Origin of the sequence: Dermabacter jinjuensis (assembly GCF_902381725.1) — a bacterium.
In the GTDB taxonomy this organism is placed as follows: Bacteria; Actinomycetota; Actinomycetes; order Actinomycetales; family Dermabacteraceae; genus Dermabacter; species Dermabacter hominis.
Genome location: NZ_LR698963.1, coordinates 35340 through 53704, shown reverse-complemented (window position 1 = coordinate 53704; position 18365 = coordinate 35340). Strand labels below are relative to the sequence as shown.

General features: G+C 64.3%; 17 protein-coding genes. All 17 read left to right on the top strand.

Annotated elements, in window-relative coordinates:
- The 17 genes from FXY94_RS00225 (at position 1) to FXY94_RS00145 (ending at position 18350) form a co-directional block, all read left to right on the top strand.
- Positions 1 to 486 carry a septum formation initiator family protein gene (locus FXY94_RS00225; protein WP_016662993.1) on the top strand — a complete coding sequence of 162 codons (486 nt, stop codon included), beginning with the start codon at positions 1 to 3 and terminating at the stop codon, positions 484 to 486.
- A gap of 2 nt (positions 487 to 488) precedes the next feature.
- Complete coding sequence (locus FXY94_RS00220) at positions 489 to 2324, top strand: peptidoglycan D,D-transpeptidase FtsI family protein (protein WP_232049669.1); 1836 nt, start codon at positions 489 to 491, stop codon at positions 2322 to 2324.
- A 5-nt stretch (positions 2325 to 2329) separates the two neighbouring features.
- Entirely contained in the window at positions 2330 to 3910 is a 1581-nt protein-coding gene (locus FXY94_RS00215) for a UDP-N-acetylmuramoyl-L-alanyl-D-glutamate--2,6-diaminopimelate ligase (protein ID WP_016662991.1), read from the top strand.
- Positions 3903 to 5351, top strand: coding sequence for a UDP-N-acetylmuramoyl-tripeptide--D-alanyl-D-alanine ligase (locus tag FXY94_RS00210; RefSeq protein ID WP_016662990.1), 1449 nt, complete (start codon positions 3903 to 3905; stop codon positions 5349 to 5351). Before FXY94_RS00215 ends, FXY94_RS00210 begins: the two co-directional genes overlap by 8 nt.
- The gene (gene mraY, locus FXY94_RS00205) at positions 5348 to 6430 is read left to right on the top strand and encodes a phospho-N-acetylmuramoyl-pentapeptide-transferase (RefSeq protein ID WP_016662989.1); all 1083 of its coding nucleotides are present in this window, start codon (positions 5348 to 5350) and stop codon (positions 6428 to 6430) included. Before FXY94_RS00210 ends, mraY begins: the two co-directional genes overlap by 4 nt.
- Before the next feature lie 38 nt (positions 6431 to 6468).
- Positions 6469 to 7974: a UDP-N-acetylmuramoyl-L-alanine--D-glutamate ligase gene (gene murD, locus FXY94_RS00200; protein ID WP_016662988.1), complete on the top strand. Its 1506-nt coding sequence runs from the start codon at positions 6469 to 6471 to the stop codon at positions 7972 to 7974.
- Positions 7971 to 9275, top strand: a complete 1305-nt coding sequence (locus FXY94_RS00195) for an FtsW/RodA/SpoVE family cell cycle protein (protein WP_016662987.1) — start codon at positions 7971 to 7973, stop codon at positions 9273 to 9275. Before murD ends, FXY94_RS00195 begins: the two co-directional genes overlap by 4 nt.
- Positions 9272 to 10420, top strand: a complete 1149-nt coding sequence (locus FXY94_RS00190; protein WP_016662986.1) for a UDP-N-acetylglucosamine--N-acetylmuramyl-(pentapeptide) pyrophosphoryl-undecaprenol N-acetylglucosamine transferase — start codon at positions 9272 to 9274, stop codon at positions 10418 to 10420. The genes FXY94_RS00195 and FXY94_RS00190 overlap by 4 nt, the downstream gene beginning before the upstream one ends.
- Positions 10417 to 11901: a UDP-N-acetylmuramate--L-alanine ligase gene (gene murC / locus FXY94_RS00185; protein ID WP_016662985.1), complete on the top strand. Its 1485-nt coding sequence runs from the start codon at positions 10417 to 10419 to the stop codon at positions 11899 to 11901. Before FXY94_RS00190 ends, murC begins: the two co-directional genes overlap by 4 nt.
- Complete coding sequence (locus tag FXY94_RS00180) at positions 11898 to 12947, top strand: cell division protein FtsQ/DivIB (RefSeq protein WP_016662984.1); 1050 nt, start codon at positions 11898 to 11900, stop codon at positions 12945 to 12947. The genes murC and FXY94_RS00180 overlap by 4 nt, the downstream gene beginning before the upstream one ends.
- 209 nt (positions 12948 to 13156) lie before the next feature.
- Positions 13157 to 14452, top strand: a complete 1296-nt coding sequence (gene ftsZ, locus FXY94_RS00175) for a cell division protein FtsZ (RefSeq protein ID WP_016662983.1) — start codon at positions 13157 to 13159, stop codon at positions 14450 to 14452.
- A 3-nt stretch (positions 14453 to 14455) separates the two neighbouring features.
- Complete coding sequence (gene pgeF, locus FXY94_RS00170) at positions 14456 to 15190, top strand: peptidoglycan editing factor PgeF (RefSeq protein ID WP_016662982.1); 735 nt, start codon at positions 14456 to 14458, stop codon at positions 15188 to 15190.
- A gap of 139 nt (positions 15191 to 15329) precedes the next feature.
- On the top strand, positions 15330 to 15812 hold the full coding sequence (locus FXY94_RS00165) for a cell division protein SepF (protein WP_016662981.1): 483 nt from the start codon (positions 15330 to 15332) through the stop codon (positions 15810 to 15812).
- 2 nt (positions 15813 to 15814) lie between these two features.
- On the top strand, positions 15815 to 16105 hold the full coding sequence (locus tag FXY94_RS00160; RefSeq protein WP_016662980.1) for a YggT family protein: 291 nt from the start codon (positions 15815 to 15817) through the stop codon (positions 16103 to 16105).
- A 99-nt stretch (positions 16106 to 16204) separates the two neighbouring features.
- Positions 16205 to 16876: a DivIVA domain-containing protein gene (locus FXY94_RS00155; RefSeq protein WP_016662979.1), complete on the top strand. Its 672-nt coding sequence runs from the start codon at positions 16205 to 16207 to the stop codon at positions 16874 to 16876.
- Positions 16873 to 17427, top strand: a complete 555-nt coding sequence (lspA, locus tag FXY94_RS00150) for a signal peptidase II (RefSeq protein ID WP_197736220.1) — start codon at positions 16873 to 16875, stop codon at positions 17425 to 17427. The genes FXY94_RS00155 and lspA overlap by 4 nt, the downstream gene beginning before the upstream one ends.
- The gene (locus tag FXY94_RS00145) at positions 17424 to 18350 is read left to right on the top strand and encodes an RluA family pseudouridine synthase (protein WP_016662977.1); all 927 of its coding nucleotides are present in this window, start codon (positions 17424 to 17426) and stop codon (positions 18348 to 18350) included. The genes lspA and FXY94_RS00145 overlap by 4 nt, the downstream gene beginning before the upstream one ends.
- Positions 18351 to 18365: the final 15 nt, after the last annotated feature.

Here is an 18365-nt window from a genome sequence, read left to right as displayed (position 1 = left end):
ATGGCACAGCTCGCTGCATCCCCCGCCTCACGCAGGCGTGCTGGCTTCGCCCCTGCTCATGCGCGCAAGGCGAACCTCGCGCTTGTCTCGCGCCCGCACATCCAACGCAGCTCCATCCCGTTCACGGTGCTGTGCACCCTCGTGCTGCTCGGCGCCGTGGTCGCGACCCTATTGCTCAACATTTCGATGACGAACATGAGCTACGAGGTCGCGAAGCTCCAGCGCGAATCGCGTGAACTGAGCGAGCAGACGCAGATGCTCGAGGAGAAGTCGGATCTTCTCGGAACACCACAGGAGCTTGAGCGCCAGGCACGTGAGCTCGGGATGGTGCCTGCAGGGAAGGTCGCCTACATCGATCTCGCGAACGGCAGCATCATCGGTGAGGCTGCGGCCGCGACGCAGGGAGCGGCCGCGCTCGTTCCGCACGTCACAAAAGCGCCGAAGAATCTTTACGATTACGGCATGGGTAACGAGAGGGCGCGCTAGACGTGCCGAATTCCCGTCCGCCGCGAGATTCTCGCAGCCGCCCGCCGCGCACCGTGCGTGACGGGCGTTCTCACGCTTCCCGTCAATCGGCCGGCGCCGCGCGTGCCCGGAACGGGTATGAGCCTTATCGCCGCCACCGCGTGATCGTGGCGCTCATGCTGATTGCGGCCCTCGCGATCAGCCTGCGCCTGGTGTGGATTCAGGGCATCAACTCGGCGGAGCTCGCGGCTGAGGCCCGGGCGAAGCGCTTGCACACCGAGCCAGTTCCAGCTCTACGCGGCGATATTCTCGACGCGAACGGGCAGGTGCTCGCGACGAGCACCGAGCGCTACACGATCATTGTGGACCAGCGTCAGATGCCCGAGTACCGAGCAAAGTCTCAAACGGCGACGGTCAAGGGAGTCAAGGCCGTCGCGATGGAGCTTTCACCTCTTTTGCAGATGAGCGTGGAGGAGCTCGAAGAGAAGCTCACGGGTAAATCGGGCTACACCGTCCTCGCGAAAGACGTGAGTCCGGAGGTTGAGGCTGCCGTCAAGCAACTCAAGATCGGTGGTGTCACCTCGGAGCGAGTCGCCGAGCGTCTGTACCCGGCGGGCCAGGTCGCCGGTAATATCGTGGGCTTCACGGGCTCCGACGGCACGGCCCTCGCGGGCGCTGAGCTGTCATTCGACAAGATTCTGCGAGGGACCGACGGCGAACGCCAGTACGAGCGGGGTGCGGGCGGCCAACTCATCCCCTCGGCTAAGGTCCATGAAAAAGAAGCGATCGACGGTGAAAGCATCGAGCTCACGATCGATCGAGACCTTCAATACCGCGCCCAGGAAATTCTTGCGCAGCGCGTCAAGGATTTTGGTGGCAGCGGCGGTTCGGCCGTGGTGATCGATCCCAAGACCGGCCATGTTCTCGCGCTCGCGGACTACCCCACGTACGATCCGAACAACCCGGGCGCGTCCGACGCAAAGTACCGCGGAAACCAGTCCGTTTCCAACGTCTTCGAGCCCGGCTCCACAGGCAAACTGTTCACCGTGGCTACGGTGATCAACGAGGGCAAGGCAAAGGTCGACGACCACTTCACGATCCCCTACCGCAAGGAATTTGGCGGAGAGAGTATCAAGGACTCGCACGAGCACCCCGTAGCGCACTACACGCTCGCCGGAGTCCTGAAGCACAGCTCCAACGTCGGCACGGTCGAAATCGCTGAGCGGGTCCCGAAGGAAAAGCGGGAAGAGTACTTGCGGGGGTTTGGGTTCGGCGCGAAAACTGCAGTGAACCTCCCCGGTGAATCCGCAGGCATCCTCCACGCGGCGAAGGACTGGCGCGGGCGTACGCAGTACGCGACGGCCTTTGGCCAGGGATACGCCGTCACCGCGCTACAGATCACCTCGGCGGTGGGGACGTTTGGGAACGACGGTGTGCACATTCAGCCGCGCATCGTCAAGGGACGCGTCGCTAATGACGGCTCTTTCACCCCGGAGCCCGAGGGAGAGCACACTCGCGTGGTCTCGAGTGAGACCGCTGCGACCATGAGGGCCCTCATGGATAACGACGTCGATGATGATGGCAAGGCTGCCGGTAGCGTCGCGGGCTACGCGGTCGGTGGAAAATCCGGAACGGCGCAGGTGCCCGGGGGAACGTACACCTCATCGTTTATCTCGATGGCCCCGATGGATGACCCGCAACTCGTCGTCGGCGTGTTCGTCTACGGAATTAAGGGGTTCAAGTCGGGCTCGGTCGTGGCGGGCCCCGCGGTTTCCGAACTCCTTGGCTACGCTCTTCAACGCCGCGGCATCGCCCCCTCCGGCGAGCCTGGAACTCAACTTCAGAACGAATGGAAGTGAAACTCGTGAGTGATCGCACCGATCTCATGCTGGGAGATCTCGCCCGGCAGCTCGAAGGGGCGCCTGGAGCGGGCGTACTCGAGCTGCGCGGTAGGAGTGTGCCGATCTCATCCGTGACGATCGATTCCCGCAAGGCGGGAACCGGCGCTCTCTTCGTCGCCGTTCAGGGTGAAAACGCGCACGGAGCGACCTACGCCAAGGCGGCGCTCAGCCAGGGCTGCGCCGCAATTCTCACGGACGAAGCGGGCGCTGCGATCGTGAACGACGCGCATCCGGGGGGCGACTACTCGGTGCTCGTGTGCGAGGATCCCCGCGCGCTCGCGGGCTTCGCCGCAAATCTCGTGTATGGCGAGCCCTCGCATGCCATCCCGCTAATCGGTGTGACCGGAACGAACGGCAAGACTTCGGTCACGACGATGTGTGCGCGCACGCTCCAAGAGCTCGGTGAAAGTGCCGGAATCGTCGGCACGAACGGGACGTTTCTCGCCTGGGCAGGCGGGCGCGAGGAGCAAATTCCGACGGAGCGCACGACCCCCGAGGCGACTGACGTCCACGCGCTTATGCGCCACATGGTCGACGAGGGCATGACGTGTGCCGCGCTCGAAGTATCGAGCCACGCGATGGTGCTCCACAGAGTAGCCGCCGTCCAGTTCGAGGTTGCGGTGTTTACGAACCTCAGCCAGGACCACCTCGACTTTCACAAGGACATGGAGGAGTACTTCGAGGCGAAGGCATCACTGTTTACGCCCGCGCATGCGAAGCGGGGAATCGTGTGTGTCGACGACGAGTGGGGCCGTCGTCTCGCAGCCCATGCGAGCGTTCCGGTGACGACGTACTCCGCAAAAGGACACGAAGCCGACTTCACGGTGGGGGAGATCCGCCGCGGAGAGTACGGAACGGTGTTCACCGTGCAACCGTCGGAAGGCGAACCTTTTACGCTTGAAAGCGCGCTTCCGGGAACCCACTACGTAGCCAATACCCTCGCGGTCGCACTCGTCCTTCGAGCGCTCGGCTTCGAGGGGGAGGCGGTGCGTCGGGCGCTTGCGGTGGCGGGCACGGTCCCGGGGCGCATGGAGAGGGTCGCCGAGTCCGACGCTTGCCCGCGCGTCGTCGTGGACTATTCGCACACTCCGGACGCGCTTGAGCAGGCTCTCGAGACGCTCCACACCCTCGAGGGCGTCGGAAAAATCGTGACGGTTTTCGGTGCGGGTGGGCACAGGGATTCGCTCAAACGACCGATCATGGGAGAGATCGCTGCGCGACTTTCTGATCGCGTGTTCGTCACGGACGACAATCCGCGCGATGAGGATCCGGCATCGATTAGGCGCGATGTGCTCGCGGGCATTCCGACGACGTGCCGTGCCGACGTCGAGAACGTGGGAGATCGTGCCGAAGCGATCGCACGAGCGATCGGCGAAGCGGACGCGCGTGACGTCGTGCTTATCGCGGGCAAAGGCGCGGAAAGTGGACAGGTACTCGCCGATCGCACGATTGAGTTCGACGACCGGGTCCACGCACGCACGGCGCTAGCGGCGTGGCAGCGTGCACATAAGGCGGACCTGACGACGGAGGTGCGCGATGCGTAAGACGACGGTTGGCGCAATCGCGCGTCTCGTGGGCGGCCGACTCGTCGGTGGCGCTCACGGCAACGAAAGCGTCCACGGAAAGGCGAGCGTTGATTCGCGTGTCATCGGTGAAGGAGACCTGTTTGTCGCCTTCGAAGGCGAGCACGTCGATGGTCACGACTATGTGGGCGCGGCCGCGAGGGCCGGTGCCGCTGCGGCTCTCGTGACGAAGGCTGTCCCCGGTCTCGAGCTTCCCGCTATTCAGGTCGCGGATCCTCTCGAGGCGCTCGAAATCCTCGCACGACACGAGTTGGCCGAAGCACGTGCGAGTGCGAGGCCGCCGATCGTGATCGCGCTGACAGGCTCGAACGGTAAAACGAGCACGAAGGATCTGCTTCACGCAATCCTCGCGCCAGTCGGGGACACAATCGCACCCATTGGAAGCCGCAATAACGAGCTGGGTCTTCCCCTCACCGTCCTCGAGCTCAGCGAAACGACGCGCTTTCTCGTGCTCGAGATGGGGGCACGGGGCATTGGGCACATCGCCCATCTCACGCACATCGCGCGCCCCGATATTTCCCTTGTTCTTAACGTCGGCTCGGCCCACGTGGGCGAGTTCGGAGGCCTCGACAACATCGCCCTCGCGAAAGGGGAGCTCGTCGAGGTTCTCGAGGAAACCGGAACCGCCGTGCTTAATGCCGACGATGCGCGGGTAAAGGCAATGCAGTCGCGCACGTGCGCTCGAGTCGTGCACTTTTCCCTTACTGACGACTCCGCGGAAGCCTACGCGAGCGATGTCGGCCTTGATGGCGCCGCTAGGGCGAGCTTCATGCTCCATATGGGCGGTAAGAAGGCGCCCGTCTCTCTCACGCTCACGGGCGAGCATCACGTGAAAAACGCTCTTGCAGCCGCGGCCGCGGCCGCAGCTGCTGGGGTGGGCTTTGAGGACGTCGTCGCAGGGCTTCGCTCCGCCGAACAGCGCTCCCCAGGGCGCATGCAGGTGAGCGAGTTGCCGGGCGACGTGACACTCATCAATGACGCCTACAACGCGAACCCCGATTCGATGCGCGCGGGCTTGAGCGCCCTTGCGGTTCTTGGTCATGAACGCCACACCGTTGCGGTCCTTGGCGAAATGCTCGAACTCGGTCCCGAGAGCGAGAAGGCACACCGGGATATGGGTGTTTTCGCAGTAGAGCAGGGGATCGACGTCATTGTCACGATTGGGTGCGGGGCGCATGCGATCCACCAAGGTGTGACCGAAACCCGCGGTGAGAACGAGCGCGCGGTGTATGTCGAACGCCTCGAGGATGCGCCCGCTGTGCTAGAAACGGTGAAGAGGCCCGGAAGTACCCTCTTGCTCAAATCATCGAACGGTGCGGGTCTCGCGAAACTTGGTGAGTCCCTCGTGCGCACGTGGGCAGCTGAGCCCACGAAAGCGGAAGACGCAGGAGAAAAGGCATGATCGGAATCTTGATCGCGGGGGCCGTAGCCGCGGTCCTGTCGTTCTCCCTGACCCCGCTTTATATTCGCTTCCTCGTGAAGAAGCAGTACGGGCAGTTTGTGCGCGACGACGGCCCCACGACCCACGCGACCAAGCGTGGAACGCCCACGATGGGCGGCGTCATGATCATCCTCGCGACCCTCATCGGCTACGGCATGGGGCACCTGAGCATTCTTCGCGCGCCGTCAGTGTCGGGCCTGCTTGCACTCTTGCTCATGGTCGGGCTCGGCGTGCTCGGCTTCATGGATGATTACGCCAAGATTGCCAAGAAGCAGTCGCTCGGTCTTTCTCCACGCGCAAAACTTGTGGGGCAAGGACTGATCGGTACCGCCTTCGCCGTTCTTGCTCTCCAGTTCCCCGATCGCTGGGGGCACACGCCTGCCTCGATGCACATCTCATTCGTGCGCGACATCCCGTGGCTGAATCTCGCGTTTGCCGGTACGGCCGTCGGCATTGTCCTGTTTGCGATCTGGTCCAACTTCCTTGTTGCCGCGTGGTCGAACGGGGTCAACCTCACGGATGGCCTCGACGGTCTGGCCTCTGGGGCCACGATTATCTTTGCGGGTGCCTACGTGCTGATTTCATTTTGGCAGTGGCGCCAGCAGTGCGGCATCGAAGAGATTCGCTCGTGCTATGCCGCGAGGGATCCGCTCGACCTTGCGATTGTCGCTGCCGCGGTGCTCGGGGCGTGCGTGGGCTTCCTGTGGTGGAACACCTCGCCCGCACGCATTTTTATGGGCGACACGGGTTCGCTGGCTCTCGGCGGCGTGCTTGCGGCCCTCACAATCCTGTCGCGCACGCAGCTCGTCGGCGGAATCATTGGCGGCCTCTTCGTCATCATCTCGCTGTCCGTGATCATTCAGGTCACGAGCTTCAAGCTGACGCGCAAGCGCGTTTTCCGAATGGCGCCTCTCCAGCACCACTTCGAGCTCAAAGGCTGGAATGAGGTGACGATCGTCGTGCGCTTCTGGATCATCGCGGGGGTGTTCGCGGCGTTCGGCCTCGGCCTGTTCTACCTTGACGCTTTGCGCTTTATCTAACCCACGTCCGTTCTCGACCAATTGCCAGGTGGCATCGCGTGACTGCATCTGAAACATCTAAGCGACTTCCCGAGCGCCCCTTCCCGGGTCTCGACGTGTCGGGCGCCCGCATTCTCGTGACGGGTTTTGGAGTCTCGGGCTACGCGATCGTGGACCAGACCCTTCAGCGAGGAGCGCACGTCACCGCCGTGGACGCGTCGCGATCAGAATCGAACCTCGAGCGTGCCAAGGTGCTCGAGACCCTCGGAGCCCGGATCCTGCTCGGCGAAGAGCACACTCGCGCGCTTCCCACGAACGCCGACGGTTCCCCCTTCGACGTCGTTGTCACGTCTCCCGGGTGGCGGCCCGACCACCCGCTTCTCGTTGCCGCGCAGAACGAAGGCATCGAGATCTGGTCGGAGATCGAGCTCGCGCGTCGCATGCAAAAGGCCGATGGCCCGGCGTGGCTCGCGGTCACGGGGACGAACGGGAAAACCACGGTCGTCACGATGATTGAGTCGATTCTGCAGCATGCCGGTGTTCGGGCGGTCGCAGCGGGCAATGTCGGGCTCCCGCTCATCGAAGCGGCCCTCGATCCCGTGGGCTTCGAGGCGATTGCGTTGGAGCTGTCGAGTTTCCAGCTTCACTGGACGGACAACCTCGGCGCCCATTCGAGTGCAATCCTGAACATCGGTGCCGATCATCTCGATTGGCACGGGGGGATGGACGCCTACGCGCAGGCAAAAGCGAAGGTTTATGCCGGGACTGAGCACGCGTGCCTGTACAACAAAGCCGACGAAAGGACGCTCCGTGCACTTGAGGATGCCGATGTGGTCGAAGGCTGCCGCGCAATAGGCGTTGGGCTTTCCTCGCCGGGGCCGAGCGAACTTGGCCTTGTCGAGGATCTCCTCGTGGATCGCGCTTTTTGCGAGAGCCGGTACTCTCAGGCAGCGGAGATCGCGAACCTCGATACCGTTGCGCACCTCGGTCCCCACGGCGCCCCGCCGCACGTTGCACTCAACGCCCTTTTTGCCGCCGGCCTCGCGCGCTCGTTTGGCGTCGAACCGATCCACGTGCGCGAAGGTCTCGCGGCTTATCGCGCCGGCGAGCATCGAAGCGAAATCGTCCACGTTGAGGGCGGCGTCGCCTTCATCGACGATTCGAAGGCGACGAACCCCGATTCTGCAGCGGCGGCGCTCAGCGCCGCGCAGTCAGTGGTGTGGATCGCCGGCGGCGACGCTAAGGGGGCGGACCTCCACAGTCTCGTCGCCGCGCAGGCCGAGAGGCTCAAGGCGGTCGTGCTCATTGGCCGCGATCCGGAGCCTTTCACCGCGGCGCTTAATGACAACGCCCCGGATGTCCCTCGTGTCTGGATTGACCCCGAAAAATACGGGGACACGCGTGCGCTTATGCAGGCGGCCGTGACCGAAGCGGCGTCGCACGCGAGCGACGGTGACGTTGTGCTTTTGGCGCCGGCTGCTGCGAGCATCGATCAGTTCACGAATTACGCCGAGCGGGGGAACCTGTTCGCGGAAGCTGCTCGGGGGCTCGGGGGCACGCCGTGAGCGAGCGCGCACGGCAGCGAGGCGCACGCACGCCGCAACGCCCGAGCGAGCAAAACCCGCTCGGTGACGTTGGCGGCGAAGTGAAATCAACGCTCGGCCGCTGGCTCCAGTCGCCCGCGCTTGATTTCTACGCGATCGCCGTGATCGGCGGTATTCTCATCACGGTTGGTCTCGTGATGGTGCTGTCCAGCTCCTCGGTGACCAATATCGCGAAAGGCAACTCCCCGTACGCGTCATTCATGACCCAGGGAGCATTTGCCGTCATCGGCCTTGTACTGCTGATTGCCGCGGCGCTCACTCCGGTGAGGTGGTACAAGAACATCGGCGTTGCGACGCTGCTGCTCGTTCTCGGCCTGTTCCTCCAGGCGCTCGTGTTCACGCCTCTCGGGCTCGGCAAGGGCGGCAATAGGAACTGGATCCACATCGGCCCGATCCGTGGCCAGCCGTCGGAATTTCTCAAGCTTGCACTCGCGGTGTGGCTCGGCGCGTTCTTGTCGAAGAACCGCGACCGGCTGCGCGAACTTCCCGTGCTCGCAACCGCTATCGCGGGAACGAGCGCGGCGCTCGGACTCATTATTCTCGGCCGAGACCTCGGCACGATGATGATGGTGGGCATTCTCGCCGCGGGAGCCTTCTGGGTTGCCGGCGTGCCAAAACGCTGGTTCCTCATCGCTGGTAGCGGTGCCGCCGCGATCGTCATAGGACTCGTCCTCGCGAGCCCTAACCGCATGGCGCGCGCTCTCAACTGGTTGCACGGAGAGTGCGCTGGCGATTCGTGCTACCAGGCCGACAACGGCCTCATGGCGCTCGCGACAGGCGGTTGGTGGGGCGTCGGTATCGGGCAGTCCCGCCAAAAATGGGGGCGTGTGCCCGAGGCCGACAATGACTTCATTTTTTCGATCATCGGCGAGGAACTCGGACTTTTCGGCACACTTTTGATCGTGGTGCTCTTTACGCTGCTCGCTCTCGTGCTGTACCGCATGATGGTCCGCCTGCGCGATCCCTTCGTACAGATCACGATCGCGGGCATCACGTCGTGGATTCTCGCGCAGGCGTTCGTGAACATGGCCGTTGTGACGGGCCTACTGCCGGTTCTTGGCGTGCCGCTACCTTTTGTGTCGGCTGGTGGATCGGCGCTCATTGCCTCGATGCTCGCGCTCGGCGTGCTACTCGCCTTTGCGAAATCGGAACCCGGTGCGGCCGAGGCACTTCGGGCGCACGCGAACTACTCGAAGAAGTCGGCGACGGTGGTCGCGAAGCCGGCGTCGGAAACACGTGCCACGAAGGGATCGCGCTCATGACACCTCAACCCAGCATCCAGGCAGATGCCGAGGCAACCGTTCTCGTCGCGGGCGCCGGAAGCGCGGGACACGTCTCGCCCATGCTCGCGGTTGCCAGAGCACTAACGGAGCGCTATGAGGGAGTGCGAGTGGTCGCCCTCGGCACGAAGGTCGGCCTCGAAGCGGATCTCGTTCCGGCGGCGGGCTTCGAGCTCCTCACGATTGATAAGGTGCCATTCCCTCGCCGTCCAAACGCCGCAGCCTTGCGATTTCCGCGCGAGTTCGGTCGCGGACTGGGCGATGTTCGGCGGTTCATTCGCACCGAGCACGTCGATGCGATCGCGGGGTTTGGTGGCTACGTGTGTCCGCCCGCCTACCTTGCGGGGAGGCACGCCAAGCTTCCGCTAGTGGTCCATGAAGCCAATAAACGGCCCGGAATGGCCAACAAGCTTGGGGTGCGGCTCGGGGCGCGCGCCATGACCGCTTTCGATATGAGCGGGACGTCGGGGCCGTTTTCACAGGCAGAGTGGGTAGGAATGCCCATGCGACCCGAAATCGCGCATCTCGATCGCGAGGCAAAGCGGGCCGAGGCGCGGGAGTCGTTCGGCCTTGACCCCGACAAGCCGACCCTTCTCGTGACGGGCGGCTCGCTCGGCGCGCAGCGCCTCAACGAAACCTTGATCGCGGCTATGGGCCCGCTCGAGGGCCTCGGCGTGCAGATTCTCCACGTCACCGGCAAGGGCAAGCGGATCCCGGCTCGGGGAAAACACTACGTGCAGGTCGAGTACGTGGACGGCATGGAAGGCGCCTACGCAGCCGCCGATTTCGCGCTCACACGCTCGGGAGCGGGAACCGTGTGTGAACTCGCCGCCGTCGGGCTGCCCGCGCTGTTCGTGCCGCTCCCCATCGGCAATGGCGAACAGGCGCTCAACGGGGCCGACATGGTCGCGGCCGGCGGCGCGCGCATGATCAAGGATGCGCTCCTTACCCCCGAGCTTCTCGTCGAGACCGTCGGTGAATGCCTGCTCGATACCGAAGTGCGCGGGCGGATGGAGAAAGCGGCTCTCTCCCTCGGCAAGCGGGATGCTGCTGAAAAGGTCGCCGACCGCATCGCTGCGACGATTCCGGCGCTCGCGACTCAGCGCCCCAAAGGAGGTGCCCGATGACCACGTCGAGCGATTTTCTCTCTCACCTTCGCCCGTTCTCCCCGGGGGAGGTGCGCACTATGCTGAGGCCCGGCGCAGTCGTGACTGCTGCCGAGTGGCCCGAAGAGAGCGTCAGGAAGGTCCACGTGATCCGCATCGGCGGGGCGGGTATGAGCGCCGTCGCGCGCCTCGCGCTCGAAGCGGGCCTCGAAGTTACGGGCTCCGAATCCCAAGAGGGTCGGTTCCTGCCGCCCCTGCGCGAACTCGGTGCACGTATCACCGTCGGTTTCGACGCTGACTCCGTAGAAGAGGACACCGATCTCGTGATCGTGTCGACTGCCGTACGTGCCGATAACCCCGAAGTACGACGCGCGCACGAGCTGTCTATCCCCGTGATTCACAGGGCGGCGGGGCTCGCGGGTCTCCTCGGCACGCATGCGATCATCGCTGTCGCGGGCACTCACGGCAAGACTACGACGAGTGCGATGGCGACACTGGCCCTGCGCGCAGCGGGTGCCGAGCCCGCCTGGGCGGTTGGTGCGGCGGTCGCGCAGCTCGGTGCGAACGCGAGCCAGGGCGCGGGTGAATATGCGGTCGTGGAGGCGGATGAGTCCGACGGCTCCTTTGTCGCCTTCGCTCCCTCGGTTCTCGTGCTCACGAACTTCGAGGCCGACCATCTCGACTTCCACGGCACCGAACAGAACCTCCGCGCGGTGCTCTCGGCGTTCGCCGCGAGGCTCTCAGAGACGAACGGCACGCTCGTTGCGTGCGCGGACGACCCCGGCGCGCACGCCTTTGCCCTGGACGCGCGCGACGCAGGCCTTCGCGTCGTGCTGTATGGCGAACACCCCGAAGCGACGTGGCGGATTGTCGCCGATCACTCGAATGCTTCCGGCGCTCACGTCCAGGTCGTCGCACCGAACGGGCAGAACGTCGACCTCGCCTTGCGCGTTCCAGGCCGACATAACGTCCTCAACGCCCTCGGCGTGCTCGCCGCTCTCGACGTCCTGGGCATTGAGCGCGAGAGCGCCCTTGGCGGACTCGCCGAGTTCGAGGGGGCGGATCGTCGCTTCCAGGTTGCGGGCGAAGTGAATGATGTCGCCGTGATCGATGATTATGCGCACCACCCGCGCGAGGTCGCGGCTGCGCTTGCGGCGGGCCGCGAGCGTGCAGAGGGCGGGCGGCTCGTTGCCGTCTTTCAGCCGCATCTGTTCTCGCGCACGAAAGCGTTTACGCGCGAGTTTGCCGAGGCACTGAGCCTCGCAGATGAAGCCGTTCTCCTGCCGATCTACCCGGCACGCGAGGATTTCGATCCGAGTATTCGAAGCGAGGACATCGCCGCTCTCGTGGACGGCGGTGCCCGCGTTTTGGAGGCGGGCGATGTGCCCAACTACCTCGCTGAGCACGCGCATGACGCGCGCGTGATCCTCATGATGGGGGCCGGAGACATCGTGGATGTGAGCCCGCGCGTGCTCGAGGCGCTCAAGGCGAGGGGCGCATGAGCCCAGCAAAACGCCCGCCGCGCCCCGTGCGCCCCACGCGCAGGACGGAACACTCAGCCCGTTCAGGTGCGAAGGCCGCGCCGAACGCGAGCGCCGAAGCTTCCCACGAATCCGCCCAACAGTCTCGAGTCGTGGCAAAGCCTCGCTCGGGTGCACACCCTCGTCCGTCCGTGAATCCCGAACGCGCGGGGGATAAGAAGGCAAAGAGCAGCCAAATCCCAAAGTCCTGGCGTGCGCTCGGCAACCGTCGGAAGAAAAAAAAGACTCCCGTTGGTGCCCACGCGCCTTCCCGAACGAGACCCTCGGAGGGGCCGATTGTCGATGCAAGGGAGAGGTTCACGAGTCGCGTGCGGAGGAAGCCGTGGCAGCAAGGCCGGCACTGGCTTACTCTCACCGTCGGCACGATCGCGGCGCTTGTCGTTCTCGCGTTGCTCGCCCTGGCCTTTCTCCCGCAGCTCAAGGTTTCCGAGGTGCGCGTGGCTGGCGCAACGTACGTCGATGCGAGTGCCCTGGAACAGATCGGGAGCGCCCGTGAGGGTCAGGCTCTCGCCTTTGCCGACCTTGACTCTCTCGAAAAGGACCTCGCGGCTGTTCCAGGGGTCAAGGAGGCGAAGGCATCGCGTCACTGGCCGAGCACGATCCGCGTCGTCGTCACGGAACGGACCGCGATCGCCAACCTCGATTCGGGCGGCCGCAGCGTGCTCGTAGACGGCTCAGGCACCGCGCTTCCCTCGACTGCGGCGAACCCGGCGGATCTGCCGCACCTTATTGTCGATCCGGCATCGGCGAACACGAAGGCGACTGAAGCGGCCCTCCTCGAGATCGTGCGCGTACTCCCGCCGAATTTGCGTGCCGCCCTCACGAAGGCCACGGCAAGCGCGCCGTCTAACGTGACACTCGAAGTTTCCACGGAAGCGGGCCCTCGCACGGTCGTGTGGGGAGGCCCCGAGGATTCCGAGCTCAAAGCGAAGGTGCTCGAGGCGCTTCTCAGCCAGCCTGGCGCGGTGATTGACGTCTCTTCGCCGGAAGCTCCGACGATTCGCTAAAGGATGCGCGTACGCCCAAGTACGGGCGCGTCGTTCCCACGTTCCGTGGAGGCTGTGACGAGAAAATGACATTCGTGTAAGACACGCGCCCGACAATGTTGCCCTAGACGCCTGTCAGGCAATAGCGTCGAGTACGAGACAAATGTGCCACTCCCCATGTCTCTTCTGTCCTGTCCGCGCCGGGCGCGGGAGGCGCACTAGGCAGTGTGATGGGGTGGAGCTGGAGCAACGAAAGCAAGGACATCCACGTGGACGGATCGCAGAACTACCTCGCAGTCATTAAGGTCGTCGGTGTCGGCGGCGGCGGCGTCAACGCCGTGAACCGGATGATCGAATCCGGCCTCAAGGGCGTCGAGTTCATTGCCATTAACACCGATGCCCAGGCGCTGCTCATGTCGGATGCCGACGTCAAGCTCGATGTCGGCAAGGAACTGACCCGCGGCCTCGGCGCCGGTGCTGACCCGGAGGTCGGGCGCAAGGCTGCCGAAGATCACAACGACGAAATCGCCGAGGCGCTCGAAGGTGCCGACATGGTGTTTGTGACCGCTGGTGAAGGTGGCGGCACCGGAACGGGCGGCGCGCCCGTCGTCGCGAAGATTGCTCGCTCGCTCGGTGCTCTCACGATCGGCGTGGTGACGCGTCCGTTTACGTTCGAGGGCCGCCGCCGCTCGACCCAGGCCGATTCGGGCATCGATGCTCTCCAGGCCGAGGTCGACACGCTCATCACCATCCCGAACGACAAGCTGCTCCAACTTGCCGATGTCAAGGTGTCGATGATCGACGCGTTCAAGCTCGCCGATCAGGTTCTCCTTCAGGGCGTGCAGGGCATTACTGACCTCATTACCACCCCGGGCCTCATCAACCTCGACTTCGCTGACGTCAAGAGCGTGATGAAGGACGCCGGCACTGCGCTCATGGGCATCGGCACCGCGAGCGGTGACGACCGCGCCCTCCAGGCCGCTGAACTCGCGGTCTCGAGCCCCCTGCTCGAAGCATCGATCGACGGCGCCTACGGCGTGCTCCTGTCGGTTCAGGGTGGCAGCGATCTCGGCCTCGTCGAAGTGTCGGATGCCGCGCGCCTCATCCAGGAAGCTGCTCACCCGAGCGCGAACATCATCTTCGGTACCGCCATCGATGATGCCCTCGGCGACGAAGTGCGCGTGACCGTGATCGCCGCGGGCTTCGACCCGAAGCCCGAGCGCGCAGAGGATGCCGCGCAGCAGAAGCAGCAGGGTGTGCCGAATAGCGCCCCGCAGGCTGCCCCCGCCCAGCCCGAGCAGCAAAGCTCGAGCCGCGACTGGGTTTCGGCTCCCGCGCAGGGCCAGGGCTACATCCCGGCTCGCTCGCCGCAGGTCAACACCGAACAGGCTCAGGGGGCGCAGCAGGATCCAGCTGAGGCGGAAGGCGCAGTCCAGGTTGAGCGGCCGCAGGTGCCCAACGTTCCCTCGATCCAGCAGGATTCGAACCCGGACGACGATCTCGATATTCCCCAGTTCCTTCGCTGAACCATGAGCAGCGAACCATATGCGCGGGCCTTCGACTTGTCGGGGGCTCGCGCCCTTTTCACGGGCGTTGCTGAAGGCAACCTTGCGCTGCATGTAGGCGACGATCCGAATAGGGTGCGTGCGCGTCGGGAGGTTCTCGAGCGCGAACTCGGGGTACCTCTCGTTTTCGTCGAACAAGTGCATTCCGCGGACGTCGCTATCGTGCGCAGTGAGCGGGACGTCCGTGCCATGCGGGAGCACGCGCACGTCGCGGATGCCCTCGTGACGGACCGTTCCGACGTCGCCCTTGCGATCATGGTCGCCGATTGCGTTCCGGTGCTGCTCGCCGATGAAGAGCGTGGCGTGATCGCGGCAGCGCATGCGGGGCGCCGCGGCCTTCTCGGCGGAGTCCTCGGTGCGAGTGTTGAGGCGATGATGGGCCTCGGTGCATGCCCCGCGAATATCCGCGCACTTATCGGCCCGTCGGTGTGCGGGCGATGCTACGAAGTTCCCGAGCCGATGTTCCGGGAATCGGTCGAGATTCAGCCTGCGCTAGCCTCGCGCACGTCGTGGAATACCCCGGCGCTCGACCTGCCTGCCGGTGCTGTCGCCGCGCTGCGAGACGCGGGTCTTGCACCCGAGGGGATCGAGGTTCTCGAGCGGTGCACGCTCGAAAGCGAAGAACTCTTTTCCTACCGCCGTGATCCACGAACCGGGCGCTTTGCGGGCGTCATTACGCGAAGCCCCCGGGCCGTGTGAGAATCGCGCCTAAGCGCAACGTGCGACACGCGTGTAAATTCCGCGGCGCCAGGGTTTCCTGCGGTAGTTTCAAGAAAGACCCCGCACTCCCGTGCTTCCCCAGGGGCGAACAACCGGCTTCTTTATAGGGAGAACTTCGATGGGCGCATTGCGCAACTTGATGGTGAGCGTTGGGCTCGCCGAAGAACAGGACACCTACTACGACGACACTCAGAGCTACGCGGCCGAGGACACGCACGCTGCGCGTGTCCCGGAGCGCACCGTGGAGCCCAAGGTCCAGGAGGCAAACGTGACCCCGCTTCGTCCGCACCAGACTGGCGTCTCGCTTGCGCCGGCCGCACCGGAGACCATGCAGCGCATCACGACGATTCACCCCCGCTCCTACAACGACGCCAAGAGCATCGGTGAATCGTTCCGCGATGGCGTTCCCGTTATCCTCAATCTCTCCGATATGAGTGAAGCTGACGCCAAGCGCATGGTGGACTTCTCGGCGGGCCTCGTGTTTGGTCTTCGCGGCACGATTGAGCGCGTGACCACCAAGGTGTTCCTGCTATCGCCGGAGTTCATCGAAGTTGAGGGTGAGTCCCGCACCGACGAGGGCACGTTCTACAACCAGAGCTGAACATGGCGATCCTCGCCTCTGTCGTCTACCTCGCGGCGTATGTTTTCTCGATTCTTCTGCTCGTGCGGATTGGCCTCGAGATGATCCAGTCGTACGCGCGATCGTTTAAGCCGCGCGGCTTTGTGCTCGTCGTATGCGAGTTGATCTATACGGTGACGGACCCTCCGGTGAAGGCCCTGAGGTCCGTGATTCCGCCACTGAGACTCGGTGATGTAGCGCTCGATGTGAGCGTCCTCGTGATCTTCTTTGCGTGCTCGATCATCTCGATGCTCGTCGCTCCCTTCGTGCTGTGAGCGTAGCTGCGGGAAACGATCCGTGTTTTCAGGGTGCGCCCGCACTCTCAGGTAGAGTTAAATGGTCATCATCTGTTCAAACGACAAGAGGTGGAACCCATGGCTCTTATGCCAAAGGATCTCGAAGACAAGCGCTTTACTCCCGTGCGCTTTACCGAGGGCTACGACATGGACGAGGTCGACAAGTACCTCGACGACGACGTCATTCCCCGCCTTCGTGAACTCATCGAGGAAAACGACCGCCTGAAGCGCGAGCTCGAGGAAGCACAGAGCCGCGTTGCCGAACTCGAGGCCCGCGTCAACCAGGAAGGCGACGGTGCCGTCGCACCGGCAGCCGTCGGAACCGAAAGCGCCGATGAGCCGACCGAGGCCCCCGCGACCGAGCCGGAGACCGAAACCGCTGTCGCTGCCGTCGCTCCCGGTGCGGCCGCAGGCGCGACTCGCGTTGGCGAAACCGATTCCGCCTCTGAGCTCATCGCGCTCGCGCAGCGCCTCCACGACGAGCACGTCGCGAACGGTCAGGCCGAGCGCGATCGTCTCATCAGCGAGGGTACCGCCGAGCACGAGCGCATCATCAACGAGGCCAACGAGACCTCGCGCACCACGCTTGAGCGCCTCGAAGGCACCAAGAGCGAACTTGAGAAGGAAATCGAATCGCTGCGCACCTTCGAGCGTGACTACCGCACTCGCCTGCGTAACTACCTCGAGAACCAGCTTCGCGATCTCGACACTGGCGAAAGCCAGGAGAAGGCCGCCAACTACGGCCTGTGAGCGGCAACACGATGAAGGGAAGCGCCGGAACCGCACGTGCGGCCGGCGCTTCCGCCCGTTCCACCTTGATCGTGGCGTTCGCGATCGCCACGATCGTCTTTGTGCTCGACCAGCTGTCGAAGCTGTGGGCCGAAAACACCCTCGAGCACAACGTCGCGCAGCCCCTCGTCGGGGACATCCTCAAACTCCGCCTCATCTATAACTCGGGTGCTGCTTTCGGGCTCGGCGGTTCGATCACCCCGATCATCACCGGTGTTCAGATCGGGATCGCGCTCGCCGTTGTCTTCGTTCTCGTCCGCTCCGTGCGCTCGCGCGCGTGGGCGATATCGCTCTCGCTTCTTCTCGGGGGCGCACTCGGAAACATCGTCGATCGCCTCTTTCGGGACCCGGGGCCGCTCACCGGTCACGTTGTCGATTTCCTCGAGCTCCCGCACTGGCCGATCTTTAACGTCGCGGACATCGCCGTCACGAGTGGAGCCGGTCTGCTCGTGCTCCTCACCCTTGTCAACGTCCCGTTGGATGCGGGGGAGAAGGTCGAGGTGAGCGAGTGAGTGGCGAGCGACTTTTCTTCGTCCCCGGTGGGCTCGAAGGGGAGCGCGTCGACGTCGCTCTTTCCCGCCTCCTGGGGCTCTCGCGCACGAAGGTCGCGGACCTCGTGCAGTCGGGCAACGTCCTCATCGACGGTGAGGTCCCCGCTCGCTCGGAACGCGTGAGCGAGGGCCAGGAGCTCGCGGTGGCGCTTCCCGAGGTGCGCGACATCGCCGATGTTGCCCCCGAAAAGGTGGACGGTATGGACATCGTCTTCGAGGATGCCGACATCGTTGTGGTCAATAAGCCCGTGGGCGTTGCCGCGCATCCGAGCGTCGGGTGGGAAGGCCCAACCGTTCTTGGCGGCCTGCTCGGCGCGGGCGTGGCTATCACGACCAGCGGCGCGCAGGAGCGTCGCGGTATCGTCTCTCGCCTCGACGTAGGCACGAGCGGCCTCATGGTTGTTGCGAAGAGCGAAGTCGCCTACTCGGTCTTGAAGAACGCGTTCCGCAATCGGCTCGTCGACAAGCGCTACCACGCTCTCGCCCAGGGGCACTTCGACAACATGAAGGGCACAATCGACGCGCCTATCGGGCGCAGCCAGAAGCACGACTACAAGTTCGCCGTTATGGCAAGCGGAAAGCCGTCGGTCACACACTACGACGTGATTGAGATGTTCCCGGGCGCTTCCCTCCTCGACATCAAACTCGAGACCGGCAGGACCCACCAAATCCGCGTGCATATGAGTGCCGCCGGGCATCCCCTTGCGGGAGACCCGCAGTATGGTTCCGATCCGAAACTGGCCGAGAAGCTTGGCCTCGTGCGGCAGTGGCTGCACGCGCGAGCGCTCGCGTTTGAGCACCCCACGAGGCATACGCGCGTGACGTTCGAGGCCCCGTACCCGACGGATCTTGAGCACGCGCTCGAAGTGTTGCGCTCAAGCTAAGAGCAGGATCGCACG